13 protein-coding genes are annotated in these 12,866 nt (G+C 44.7%); 9 read left to right on the top strand and 4 right to left on the bottom strand.

What is annotated here, in order from left to right; translation table 11 throughout:
- Window positions 1-25: 25 nt before the first annotated feature.
- Window positions 26-607 (bottom strand): NUDIX hydrolase, encoded by a 582-nt coding sequence (locus tag ACZ42W_RS21540; RefSeq protein ID WP_464167307.1) that lies wholly within the window; start codon window positions 605-607, stop codon window positions 26-28.
- 73 nt (window positions 608-680) lie between these two features.
- Window positions 681-1,910 carry an MDR family MFS transporter gene (locus ACZ42W_RS21535; RefSeq protein WP_464167306.1) on the bottom strand — a complete coding sequence of 410 codons (1,230 nt, stop codon included), beginning with the start codon at window positions 1,908-1,910 and terminating at the stop codon, window positions 681-683.
- A gap of 202 nt (window positions 1,911-2,112) precedes the next feature.
- On the opposite strand from ACZ42W_RS21535, the gene rbr reads away from it, so the two are divergent.
- A complete protein-coding gene (gene rbr, locus ACZ42W_RS21530) occupies window positions 2,113-2,700 on the top strand; it encodes a rubrerythrin (protein ID WP_464167305.1) in 588 nt (195 codons plus the stop codon).
- A gap of 107 nt (window positions 2,701-2,807) precedes the next feature.
- Here the strand turns inward: rbr and ACZ42W_RS21525 are convergent, their stop codons facing one another.
- On the bottom strand, window positions 2,808-4,049 hold the full coding sequence (locus ACZ42W_RS21525) for an MFS transporter (protein ID WP_464167304.1): 1,242 nt from the start codon (window positions 4,047-4,049) through the stop codon (window positions 2,808-2,810).
- Window positions 4,050-4,142: 93 nt separating this feature from the next.
- Here ACZ42W_RS21525 and ACZ42W_RS21520 point away from each other — a divergent pair, with 93 nt between their 5' ends.
- From ACZ42W_RS21520 to radA, 7 genes are all read left to right on the top strand, one after another.
- Window positions 4,143-4,571 carry a universal stress protein gene (locus ACZ42W_RS21520; RefSeq protein WP_464167303.1) on the top strand — a complete coding sequence of 143 codons (429 nt, stop codon included), beginning with the start codon at window positions 4,143-4,145 and terminating at the stop codon, window positions 4,569-4,571.
- A 120-nt stretch (window positions 4,572-4,691) separates the two neighbouring features.
- Entirely contained in the window at window positions 4,692-5,078 is a 387-nt protein-coding gene (locus tag ACZ42W_RS21515) for a hypothetical protein (protein ID WP_464167302.1), read from the top strand.
- Window positions 5,079-5,338: 260 nt separating this feature from the next.
- Window positions 5,339-5,809 (top strand): CtsR family transcriptional regulator, encoded by a 471-nt coding sequence (locus ACZ42W_RS21510; protein WP_464167301.1) that lies wholly within the window; start codon window positions 5,339-5,341, stop codon window positions 5,807-5,809.
- A 21-nt stretch (window positions 5,810-5,830) separates the two neighbouring features.
- The gene (locus ACZ42W_RS21505) at window positions 5,831-6,328 is read left to right on the top strand and encodes a UvrB/UvrC motif-containing protein (protein WP_464167300.1); all 498 of its coding nucleotides are present in this window, start codon (window positions 5,831-5,833) and stop codon (window positions 6,326-6,328) included.
- A 4-nt stretch (window positions 6,329-6,332) separates the two neighbouring features.
- Window positions 6,333-7,385, top strand: coding sequence for a protein arginine kinase (locus tag ACZ42W_RS21500; protein ID WP_464167299.1), 1,053 nt, complete (start codon window positions 6,333-6,335; stop codon window positions 7,383-7,385).
- An 86-nt stretch (window positions 7,386-7,471) separates the two neighbouring features.
- Window positions 7,472-9,916 carry an ATP-dependent Clp protease ATP-binding subunit gene (locus tag ACZ42W_RS21495; protein WP_464171130.1) on the top strand — a complete coding sequence of 815 codons (2,445 nt, stop codon included), beginning with the start codon at window positions 7,472-7,474 and terminating at the stop codon, window positions 9,914-9,916.
- A gap of 339 nt (window positions 9,917-10,255) precedes the next feature.
- Window positions 10,256-11,635, top strand: coding sequence for a DNA repair protein RadA (gene radA / locus ACZ42W_RS21490; protein WP_464171129.1), 1,380 nt, complete (start codon window positions 10,256-10,258; stop codon window positions 11,633-11,635).
- Between the two features lie 150 nt (window positions 11,636-11,785).
- Here radA and ACZ42W_RS21485 read toward each other — a convergent pair whose 3' ends face one another.
- Window positions 11,786-12,178: a DUF1573 domain-containing protein gene (locus tag ACZ42W_RS21485; RefSeq protein ID WP_464167298.1), complete on the bottom strand. Its 393-nt coding sequence runs from the start codon at window positions 12,176-12,178 to the stop codon at window positions 11,786-11,788.
- Window positions 12,179-12,362: 184 nt separating this feature from the next.
- On the opposite strand from ACZ42W_RS21485, the gene ACZ42W_RS21480 reads away from it, so the two are divergent.
- Window positions 12,363-12,839, top strand: coding sequence for a CarD family transcriptional regulator (locus tag ACZ42W_RS21480; protein ID WP_464167297.1), 477 nt, complete (start codon window positions 12,363-12,365; stop codon window positions 12,837-12,839).
- The last annotated feature ends 27 nt before the right edge of the window (window positions 12,840-12,866 follow it).

Here is a 12,866-nt window from a genome sequence, read left to right as displayed (position 1 = left end):
TACGATTTGTGGGGGTCTGTGAAAATTAGTCTTCGGGGCTTTGATACAAGACGGACTGCGCTCCAATGATTTTAATCCCTGTCTTGGGGACGAACCCCTTGAGGGCTGTAGAACAAGAAGCCTTGATTACGCTGAGACTGAGTTCTGCGATAGGGAGCTCTTGGCACTCTTCGAGGGTAAAAAAGCCAATGTCGCTGACTTCGGTGGGATCGGCCTGAAGAACCCCTCCTTGATATTCAAGCAGAAAGACGATATAAGTGTCATGTTTATCCCCAGGACGGTCGCGTAGGGCAAGGAGTGAAACCGGTCGTGCGATAAGTCCAGTTTCCTCTTTGATTTCACGCGCGACTGCCTCGGAAATCTTTTCGTTTTGATCGACATAGCCACCTGGAATTGTCCAATTTCCTTTGCCAGGATTATTGGCCCGCTGGACAAGAAGAACTTTTCCTTCGTGCCATACTACTCCACCGACACCCAAGGAGAAATTTCCCCAATAAGCAAAGGAGCAATCAGGGCAATGGGGCCGAAGTTGGCCTGAAAATTCCGTTTGCTGGAGAGGCTTGCCACATTGCGGGCAGTAATTATAATGCGTAAGTATAATAGGCATTTCGAATTTCATCTCTTTCATATTTCTTATGGGTTATTATGAAGAATATTCATTGAAGTCAAATCTTGAGATATTAGAAGTCTTGACACTGGTTTTCCCTAGCGCATACAAATGTTTTCTCAGCACGTTGATAGAAAAAGAACGCCAGAAAGGATATCCCCATAAAACCTATGGCGAGTGCATAAGTCATCTGTCCTCCTGAGTAGTCAAAGACCATCCCTCCGAGAAGCGGACCGAGAACCCGGCCGCCTGAAGAGGCTCCAGCGGTAATACCTTGATACGTTCCAATTTTCCCTTCAGGTGCAATCTGAGCTGCAGCAGTTGGTACAGCTGGGAGTATCAGCATTTCTCCTATAGTTAGGACCAGCATCATAAGGATATAGGAGTAGTAAGGAAGGCGGAAGAATAAAATGAGGAAGGCAGACGCGATAAGTAAACAAGCAAGATAGAATTGGCGAGAGAGGGTATGAGCCCAGTGGCGGATGATCCAGTTAACCATGGGTTGGAGAGTAACGATAAAAATCCCATTGAGTGTCCAAAGGATGCTATATTGCGGTAGGGAAAAACCCAGTTGAGTCATTGTAACAGGGAGAACCGTCGAAAGTTGAATATAGGCTGCCCAGACGAGGAAAATTCCTCCGCAGAGGGCTAGAAGGACAGGGAAACCACGGTCATGAAGAAGGGGCTGGGGTAGGGTCTTCGGTGTTGAGGACTTTTCCCTGTTGCTTTGGGCGGGGATCATAAAGAGAACGATCAGAAGATAAACTAAAAAGGAAAAGGAGTTGAGTAAGAACACTAAGCGAAAAGACAACGTGGCAACAAGCCCGCCCAAAGCTGTCCCCACCGCAACGCCTGCGTTATTAAAGACATAAAGAAGGTTAAAGCCTCTGCGCCCTCCTTCGGGCCATAGGGTATTGATGAGGGCGTTGAGTGGAACGAAGACGAAGGCTATAGCTAGACCAAAAAATAGAAGTCCTGGGGCATAGACTTCCCAGATTGGAAAAATTCCAATCATGCCAACAGATAGGACAGCACAAATTAACCCGAAGAGCATGATACGACGGGCCCCGAATCGATCGGCCAAAAAACCACTTATGAATTGACCAATAAGTGTAACTAAGGCTTGAGCGGCCATAAGCATCCCAGCCTCTGTTAAAGAGCGTCCAAGGACGTTATGCATAAAAAGACTGTTAAGAGGCCACATTAAGGAGTTTCCGACCGACTGAATGAATCCCCCCAGAATGATAACAAGGATGGGACGGGGAATATCTAGTTTACTTAATTTAAAACGCGATAAGTTCATAAAAAACATCCTCAAAGTTATTAAGTCCAAGTTCTAACTTAACATATTCTTTGTATATAAGAAATATTTTTTTAAAAAAAGTTGAATATACGAGAAGGATTCTAAAATATTGACGAAGAAAGTAAAGAAGAAAGTAAATTAGAATAACAAAATCTAAATTAAGTATACTAAGTCAATGTAATAAGCAAGGAGGTTTTCGATCATGGAATTCAAGGACACGCAGACCTTTAAGAATCTAACAAATGCTTTCGCAGGTGAGTCCCAAGCACGGAACCGGTATACCTTTTTTGCAAGTGTAGCAAAAAATGAAGGCCATCAATACATTCAACAAGTTTTTCAATCTACCGCAGATAATGAGAAGGAACATGCTAAAGTATTTTATAAATTATTAGTGGCTCATTCTAAGGGTGCCACCGAGGTCATTCATGTAGATGCAGACTACCCTCTCGTCTATAAGGACACTTTGGCAAACCTGAAAGCAGCAGCAGAAGGGGAACGCGAAGAATGGGAAGTTGCTTACTCTGGTTTTGCAGACATCGCAGATCAAGAAGGCTATAAAGATATCGCAGAGATCTTCCGTAAGATTGCCGAAGTGGAAAAGCATCATATGACGCGTTATCAGACATTAGCTGAGCAAGTAGAGAACGGGACATTATATAAGAAAGACAAGCCGACGACTTGGAAGTGCACGAACTGTGGCTATGTACACGAAGGGCCTGAGGCTCCAGAGCTTTGCCCTGCTTGTCAGCATCCGAAAGGATACTTTGAAGAGCTACCGCAAGAGTATTAATTCGTTTAAGATTCGTCATTAATTCAAGAAACCCTCTGTTAGTTTGAGCTGAACCTTGTAAATGGAGCAGTTAAGGGCACAGAGGGTTTTTGTTTACAATTTGTCGTCTAAAGTTTTTCTTCTTTCATCAACAAGGCCCCAAGGAAGCCTAAAGCCGCCATAATAAGGATAACCCACCAGGCCTCAGTGGCCTTCCCGGTCTGATCGAGCATAAATCCAATGGTAAGACTTGCAAGAGAGCTTCCGATGAATTCCCCCATATTCGTTACAGCACTAGCAATCCCACTGTAGCGCAAAGAGTTTACGGCTGTGACATTGGAGAAAGCGAGAATGTGATTCATGATGAGAATCCCAAAGAGAAAGAAGAAGGCCGGCCAGAGATAGGCAGGTGGTTGACCCTTAGCGAAGACTGTAATGTAGGTCCAGAGCACGAGGTTGATCCCGGTTCCCATCAAAAGGGGGCGGCGAATTCCCTTTAACCAGCGAACCCAGAGTGAGACCAGGGGCGCCCCTAAGATAAACCCAAAGGTCGCGAACGTCAGATAGCCGGCAGCCGTTGCTTTATCCAAGTCGTAGATTTGAGTGATGAGGGGGATTCCCCATAGACCAAGCAAGGTCGTACTAGAGCCTGTGAAAGCGAAAAGGATGAGGACATTGGGCCAGGTCTTTGGATTCTTCAAGACACTAGATAAGCTTTCCTTTAAGAAGGTTGTAAAGGAAGACGTTTCTTCCTGAGAGGGGGCTTGTAGGTTTAGCCTATCCACTGACTCACTTTCGGCATCTCGTACGCCCCAGAGCACAAGTAAAGCGAGAAGAAGTGAAACCCCAGCCATAATATTGAAGACATACCGCCAGTCGAGAATCATGGAGAGGAAGGTCAGAGGATAGAGCGCGAGTAACGAACCAAAATTTCCGAAGAAGGACGTCAAACTGGAAAGTGCCGAAAACCTTGATAAGGGAAACCAGGTCGCTTGGACCTTAAAGATCGAGACGATGATTACTGAGGTGCCGATTCCTACCATGAAACGGGATAAATAGGCGATCTCAAGGCTATGAGCAAGTCCGAAGAGGACACTCCCTGAAGCGGTTATCAGAAGCCCGAATACGTTGATTTTCCGAACTCCTACTCGATCCACTAAAATTCCGACAGGAATTTGCATAAGGGCATAGGCGTAATAATTCATGGCCGTCAGATTTCCAAGAGCTAATGCATTCATGGGGATTTCACGGGTGATTTGATCCGCGACTGAACCGACGGAAAGTCGGTGGAAAAAGACCGTGATAAAAGCAATGACTAGGATAGACCAGCTACTCCAGCCATATCGAAACCTTTTTAAATGCTCAGGCAAAACTTCCACTTCTTTCTGCGAATATGCTAATACTATAAGTGCATGAGAAATTAGTAATAAGGATATGCTTTTTAGTAAAAGGAGGAATATTAAATGTACAAAAAAATTCTTGTGCCCACAGATGCCTCAGAGTACTCGAAACGGGCGCTTATTAAAGCAATAGAGTTAGCTCATCATTTTCAAGCTGAAATTATCCTTATGCATGTGACGTTTACGCCTCAGGCCTATTGGGGATATACCATATCTTACGGAATTTCCGTAACCCAGGAGGATCTAACCCGTAATGGAGAGATGGCCCTTGAGGCTGCCTTAATGGGGGTTTCGACCGAAGGAGTAAAAATTACCACAGTTCTTGAAATAGGTCACCCAGTCAGTAAAATTCTCGAACAGATTAAGAAGGACAATATTGACCTCGTTGTCATAGGAAGCCACGGGTATGGTCCGATTACGGGATCAGTCCTTGGGAGTGTCAGTCAGCGTGTCCTCCAGAAGGCAACTTGTCCGGTGCTTCTCGTCAAGTAGCTAGGGATTAAGAAGATAGTACTAAAAATAGGTCTTTAGCCCTGCTCATAGAGGCAGGGTTTTTTTGTTTTTTCGCGAATACCAAAAAGTGTAAACCTTTAACAGGAGAGAAGACCCACGATGAAAGAAAAACAAGTTCGTTTAAGTGTAGAAGAGATTGATTATTTATTAAAGGGCTCGATTCATTGGGACGATATCGAACCTCGAGTTGAGGTCCCACTGAGAAAACCTATTGAACCTCGAGTTGAAGTCCCATTAGGAAAACCAATCGAACCAAAATATGAAAAAAGGCCACAGGAAAGAATAAGAGCTGACGAACCCTCTACAGAAGATTCCATGCTAGATCACAGGCCAAAAGACTCAGGGGCTGAGTTAGCCAACTCGTCACTATCTCAAGAGGAGGGTCCTATAAAACCCTTTTTAGAGGGAAATATAGTGTATTGGGCATTATCAGGGGTGAGTTTCCTCACCTTGGGAATATGGGTTTACTTCGTTTTTGCCGGATAGGTGGAAACGAAGTTTTTTGCTTTATGCCTCTATTTTTCTATTTTTGTTAGCAACAAGTATACTTCTCCTAAGAATAGGGGATTCCTTTTAAGAATAGTTATATTTCTAAATATTTTCAAGCTCGATAAGAACTTCGACATTAATTTCCCTCAAATTTTTCGCCCTTATATATTTGCAAATTCGGAAATATTGGTTACAATAAAGAGGAAGGTCAAAGAAGGTCATAAAGTCAAAGAATGTCATAAAGGGAGTGTCGTGTGATGGGAAATCTTGCAGACCGCATCGAGGTTTACTTGAAGCGGATATTGGAACAGGCTGATGAGGGGTTTATTATCCTGCAACGGGGTGTTCTGGCTGAGGAATTCTCATGTGCACCTTCGCAAATCAATTATGTTCTGGAGACGCGGTTCTCGGTCGAGCGGGGATACTTAGTCGAAAGCCGCCGGGGTGGTGGAGGCTACCTGCGAATTGTTCGGCTCGGCTTAAACCAAGAAGGGCAGTTCCAGAATGTCATGCGGCAACTGATTGGAACCCAATTGACCCAGAATCGAGCCTTTGGACTACTTCAACGACTACTCGAAGAAGAAGTAATTACTCCGCGTGAAGCAGCTATTATTCGAATCGTTTTACATCGAGATAGTTTAGGTCAGGAAAGTCTGAATGTTGAGGTGCTACGGGCGCATATCATGAAAAGGATTTTAACGACATTAAGCCGTGAGGATTTACAATAGAGGGTTAAAGGAGGGGATCACATGCTTTGTCAAAATTGCCAGCAGAGAGAAGCCAATGTGCAGATTACGAAAACAGTAAATGGAGATATGACGAAGCTTTACCTTTGTGACCAATGCGCTCAAAAGGCTCAAGAAGTGAACTTAGTCTTTCATCCTGGAATCATACCAGAATTTTTGCAAGCACTCTTTGACTTTACATCGACGCCACAAAGTCCAAAAGAAGAATCCTGTCCCCAGTGCGGGAGCACGCTTTCTGAGATTACACAGGCTGGTAAGCTAGGTTGTAGCGCTTGCTATCAAAAATTCGAGTCTCAGCTTGAACCACTTCTGCGGAAGATTCATGGAGGCGGACGGCATGTCGGGAAAATTCCAATGCGCCAAGGAACCGCAATCCGGGAGAAAGTAGAGATTCAGAGACTCAAAGAAAAGCTTCAGCAGCTCGTTCAGAAGGAAGAGTTCGAGGCGGCGGCAACCGTTCGAGATCAGATTCGTCAACTCGAACAGAATCTGGAGGGGTGAGAAGATGAAGCGAAAAGAACTGTTACTTCGGCAAAGTAACTGGATGCAGGAAAATCCTCAGGCTCCCGTCGTCTTAAGTAGCCGAATCCGTCTAGCACGTAATTTGGAGAACACCCCATTTCCCCAGATCCTATCCTTAGAGGCCTCAACGGAGCTCGAGAAGAAAGTCTCTGAAACCCTGCGAACCGTTGATGTCGCAGGGGAAAAACTCGAGTATTACTCTCTGACGGATCTGACGTCGATTGAACAGTACGTTCTGATTGAAAAGCATTTAATCAGCCCGGCGCTTGCAAGCTCTCGGGGGGCTCGTGGAGTCGCCTTAAGCCAGAACCATCAAATTTCCGTCATGGTGAACGAAGAGGATCACCTGAGAATTCAGGCCCTCCTCCCGGGTGATCAACTTAGGAAAGCGTTTCAACTTGCGAATGATTGTGATGATGAGCTTGAGAAGCAGCTTGATTTTGCTTTTCGGGAAGCCCAGGGTTATCTAACGGCTTGCCCAACCAATGTGGGAACCGGAATGCGGGCATCCGTCATGGTTCATATGCCTGCCTTGGTTATGACCCATCGAGTCCAAAATCTTCTCGGAGCCTTGACCCATCTTGGCTTAGCTGTAAGAGGACTGTATGGCGAGGGCTCTCAAGCTTTCGGACATCTTTTTCAAGTGTCAAATCAGATTACCTTGGGAAAGAGCGAGGAAGATACCATCACCCATCTCGAAGCTGTAACTAAGCAGATTGTCGAGCAGGAAGTGCAGGCCCGTGAAGGCTTATTGCGGGATGCACGACTCGCTCTAGAGGATAAGGTCTGGAGGGCAAGAGGTACCTTGGAAAATGCTCGGCTCTTAACCTCTGAAGATGCCTTGCAGTGTCTCTCCCTAGATCGTTTGGGAGTCGACCTAGGGATACTTCCACAGCACCAACAAAGCTTTAGCACACTGCTTGTCGAGACCTCACCAGCGTCTCTCCAGTATGTTCTCGATCAAGAACTCGATTCAGGACAGCGAGATGAGCAACGGGCGAAGTACGTAAGGCAAGCTATAAGTATAAGCTCATAATATCTCCACAATGAGCAGGAGTAATAGAGACAAGACCTGTCTAAAGAAAAAATAACATGATACAAAGTAGGGAAGGTGAAATCATGATGAATGGAAGATTTACAGAAAAAGCGGTGAAGGTCCTTCAGCTCGCTAAAGAAGAAGCTAGAAGCATGGGGTCCAATGTACTAGGGACTGAACATCTGCTTCTTGGTTTAGTGGGGGAAGGGGATGGGATTGCAGCTAAAGCGCTTTTGGGTGTTGGAGTTCAGCCGGACAAAGTCCGTGAACAAATCGAAAATCTCATTGGTACGGGGGAACCTTATGAAGGAGAAGTCGGCTTAACTCCGCGTGTAAAACGTATATTGGAGCTTGCCAATGAAGAAGCTCGTCGCCAAGGGGTCACCTATATCGGAACAGAGCATCTCTTACTCGGACTCTTGATGGAAGGAGAAGGAGTTGCTGCACGCATTCTTATGAACATGTCGGTAAACCCAGAGAAGATCTGGAAGCAAGTCATTCGTCTTTTGGGAGGAGAACCGGAAGACGTTCCGATGCCAGCGAATCCTTCGGCGAATGCAACCTCGAAGAATGGAGGTCCCTCTAACACTCCAGCACTTAACGAGTTTGGACGAGATCTTACGCAACAAGCTGCTGAAGGGAAGCTTGACCCCGTAGTAGGTCGTGAGTCAGAGATCGAGCGGGTCATTCAGATATTGAGTCGTCGCACAAAGAATAATCCAGTTTTGATCGGGGAACCAGGGGTAGGGAAAACGGCGATTGCCGAAGGCCTGGCCCAACAGATCATCGACAATAAGGTCCCGGAAATCTTGGCAGGTAAGCGTGTCGTCACTCTAGATCTCTCGTCTGTGGTTGCAGGAAGTAAGTATCGCGGGGAATTTGAAGAACGCTTGAAAAAGGTCATGGAAGAAATTCGTGTCGATGGGAATATCATAGTTTTCATCGATGAGTTGCACACCTTAATTGGGGCTGGAGCAGCAGAAGGGGCAATCGATGCAGCCAATATCTTAAAGCCAGCGCTTGCCCGGGGTGAACTCCAATGCATAGGGGCAACGACTCTTGATGAATACCGTAAGTATATCGAGAAGGATCCTGCCCTAGAAAGGCGCTTCCAACCGATTACAGTGGGTGAACCTACTCTCGAACAGGCGATTAAGATCCTTTACGGGTTACGCGATCGTTATGAGGCACACCATCGGACGAAGATCTCAGATGAGGCGATTGAGGCCGCGGTTCGACTCTCTGATCGTTACATTTCGGACCGATTCCTTCCTGATAAAGCGATCGACCTTATGGATGAAGCAGCCTCACGTGTCCGCTTGACGTCGTTTACTGCTCCCCCAGATTTAAAGTCTTTAGAAGAAAAGATTGATGCCTTGAAGAAAGAAAAGGAAGCCGCCGTTTTAAGTCAGGACTTTGAAAAGGCAGCTCAAATACGGGATGAAGAGCATAAATTACGGGAAGAACTTGCCCAGCAGCGTAATGATTGGGAGAGCAAACGCGATGTCGATAAGACGATGGTTACTGCCGAGGATATCGCTCAAATCGTCGCAAGTTGGACGGGAATTCCAGTGAAAAAGCTCGCCGAGGAAGAAAGCGAACGTCTACTCCATCTGGAGGAGATTCTTCATCAACGTGTCATCGGACAAGAGGATGCCGTGAAAGCAGTCTCTCGTGCAGTCCGTCGAGCCAGAGCGGGGCTTAAGGATCCTAAGCGGCCTATCGGTTCCTTCATCTTCCTTGGACCGACAGGGGTAGGTAAAACAGAGCTAGCGAGAGCCTTGGCTGAGGCCTTGTTTGGCGAAGAAGACGCTCTTGTTCGGATTGATATGTCTGAGTACATGGAGAAGCATGCTGTTTCTAGACTGGTCGGAGCTCCTCCTGGATATATCGGGCATGATGAAGGGGGTCAACTGACAGAAGCTGTCCGCCGTAAACCCTATAGTGTCATTTTACTCGATGAGATTGAAAAAGCTCATCCGGAGGTCTTCAATATCCTCCTGCAAGTCCTAGAAGATGGACGACTAACGGATACAAAGGGACGGACCGTTGATTTCCGGAATGCGGTGATCATTATGACTTCCAATGTTGGAGCCTCTTTCTTACACAAGGAAGCCCTTGGCTTTGCAGCTCGTCGTAATGAAGAAACGGAATACAAAAATATGCGGGCCAATGTGATGGAAGATTTGAAGAAGACCTTCCGCCCTGAGTTTTTGAATCGTGTGGATGAACTCGTGGTCTTCCATTCCCTCCAATCAGAAGCCCTAACGCAAATTGCTGAAATCCTGATGAATCAAGTGAACAAGCGTCTTAAGGATCAAGGGTTTACTCTTCAGGTTGAAAAAAGCGCGCTAGAACTTATCGCCAAAGAAGGAAATGACCCGACCTTTGGCGCCCGCCCGCTTCGTCGCGCAATCCAGCGTCTGATCGAAGATAGTCTGTCTGAGAAGATCCTCCTTGGGGAGTTCAAAGCAGGAGATCAGATTAAGGTGGAAGTGGAAGAGGATAAGATGAAATTCTCCAAGCTTTAAGTCGAATTTTAACCGATAAACTCTTACTCAAGCCCTAGATTCACGTTTAAGCCCTAAATCCACAATCAAGTTTTGATAGAACTGTCTGACCATGCCTGGAAAGCGAGGTCAGACAGTTCTTTGGATTTATTGGGAACGGTCAAGACCGTTCCCTTTCCTACAAGAATTCTAATATGGTAAATAGAAATACGCGAATGACATTTTAAAATAATGAGTGAATATTTTCACGTTTTGTTGCAAAGCGTTTTTCTAGTATACTTAAAGCAGGAATTCCCCTTTGAGGAAGCAAACTTAAAGGTTATCTTCTAAAGAATTAGAGTGAAGGAGAGGCGTTCACGAATAAAGAGTAAAGTAGTGTATAAATGTAAGACCTGTGGGTTTGAAGTCTCTAAATGGGCAGGGCAATGTCCTAATTGTAGTGAATGGAATACGTTTGAAGAAACTATTGTAGAAGCCAAGAAAATAGGATTAAACGCTCGTAGTTCTAAAGCAAATAAAAAGCCTCTGCAAAGATTGAGTGAAGTCGAAACTAGTAAGAGCGATAGAATTGTAACTGACATCGGAGAGTTTAACCGAGTAATGGGTGGTGGAATTGTTAGAGATTCAATCACCATTATTTCTGCAAAACCAGGTGCAGGTAAATCAACCTTATTGTTACAGGTCGCTGAAGATGTTGCCGAAAAGGGCCTTAAAGTGCTTTATGCCTCAGGAGAAGAAAGTGAAAGTCAGATCAAGAGCAGGGCGGCAAGAATTCTAGGAAACCTGCATCACGATATATGGGTCTTATCCGATACAAGTATGGACAACGTATTGTCGGCAATTCGAGAAGTGGATGCGGATTTAGTGATTGTTGATAGTATTCAAACCTTTACTTTGGAGGAGCAACTCCCCTCGAGAGCAGGCTCGCCAACTCAAACGATGGAATGTGCGAATGAGCTTCTTAGAATCGCTAAGGATAGCACAAGGCCAAGGACAATTTTGTTGATTGGCCAGATGAATAAGAATGAAGAGATCGCTGGGTTGAGGGCCTTGGAACATCTCGTGGATACTGTCCTCATTATCGAAGAAGAAAATGGAGAGGAATTAAGGGGGGCATGGTGTTCAAAAAATAGATTTGGGAGTACAGGGGAGATGGGCTTCTTTGCGATGACTGAATCTGGGATGAGGTCTATTGATAATCCTTCGGAATTTTTTATGACACAGAGAACCTTGGGACAAGACTTTCCGGGCAGTGCAATAACGGTCATAAAAGAGGGCTCTAGGCCCATTGTCGTGGAAGTAGAAAGTTTAGTTTCAAAATCCTTTACCCCCTACCCTTCTAGAATAGGAGAATGTCTAAAAAGGGACCAGCTCAATACCTTAATATCTATTCTGGAGCAAAGAGGTAAGGTTGATTTATACGATAAAAATATAGTGATAAAAACCACGGGAGGGCTCCAACTCAAAGAGCAATCCGTGAATTTAGCGATAATAATGAGCATAGTCTCGTCCGTTAAAGATAAAGCGATTCCCAATGGAACAGTTTTTATAGCCGATGTCGGACTTACGGGGGAGCTAAAGAAAGTCCCTTCGCTTGACATAAGGATTAAAGAAATTGACAGGATGGGCTTCAAAAAAGTTTACGTCGCTAAAAACGTTATCAAGGATAAGCGAAGTTATAAGAATGTCCAGATCGTAGAATTAGATAGCTTGCATGAAGTCATCCAGGATATATTTTGAAAGAATAGCCTTCTATGGTAGAATTAAACAATCTATCATAGGAGGAACTGGCAAATAAAAAAGCCATACTTAAAATGTACGGCTCGAAAGTCCATTTATAGGATGAGTAGCTAAATTTGAGAACGATTGATAGGGTAAAAAGACAAAACGTTAGGTCAGGTTAAAAATAGTCAGTGTTGAGAGCTTCTTTTCTTCCTTTTCAATCACTTCTTTAAGGGAAAGATCTAAGGTATTTGCCAAGGCGGCTATGTAAAAGAGCTGCTTGCCAATCTCAGTTTCGATGATATCTTTGCAATTGTCACAGAGATTGCCTTCAAGTTGGCTATCTAACAGCGCTTTCAGATCGCTTAGACTTGTATCCTCAGACAAAGCTTTCTTGTGGGCATCAATAGCCAAACAGCCACAATTAGTCACGGATTTGACAACAGCGCGATTAACCCGGGCAGATGCCTCCTGTCCTTTGCTTAGAATATCTAATACACTTTGATGACGGATTAAGAGAGATTTAACGATGTTTTGGTAGCGAACAGTGAGATCTTCCATAAGCTGTTTCCTCACTCCTTTCTGACACTTTTATTATAGCGAGAGGGTAGTAGAGTTGTCAATTTTCTACATTCTTGACAAGGAAAACAAGAAATTGACACAAAAGCATGTCTGTGATATAATTTAAAAATTTTTGACCCCCTAGGAAAACCTTGTTATAATATACACACAGGGGGGTGACTCAATGTTTGGAATCGGGGATAAGGTGGTTTATCCTATGCATGGTGCAGGTGTAATTGAGGCTATTGAGGAACGAGAAGTTTTAGGGGAAGTCCGTCAATACTATGTCATGCATATTCCCGTGGGTAACATGAAAGTCTTTATACCGCTAGATAATGTCGATCATTTAGGAATACGACAAGTCATCTCTCGTTCTGAAGTACCAGAAGTTATGAAGATCCTTGAAAATGAAAGCAAACTCCCTGTTCTGGCGTGGAACAGAAGATACAGAGCGAATATGGACCGGATAAAGAGCGGTAGTATTTTCTCTGTCGCAGAAGTTGTTCGAAGTCTTTCACAGAGGGAGCGAGAAAAAGGGCTATCCACCGGAGAGAAGAAAATGTATGATAACGCCTGTCAAATTCTTGTGAGTGAACTGGTTCTGGCGGAAGATGCCCAGGAGGAGGAAATGAGAAATCGTCTAAAAGGGCTGCTTGCCTAATTGATGTGAAAATTATTTGTAATTGAC

Source organism: Desulfitobacterium elongatum, from assembly GCF_055378975.1.
This window is presented reverse-complemented; position numbering and strand designations above follow the sequence as displayed.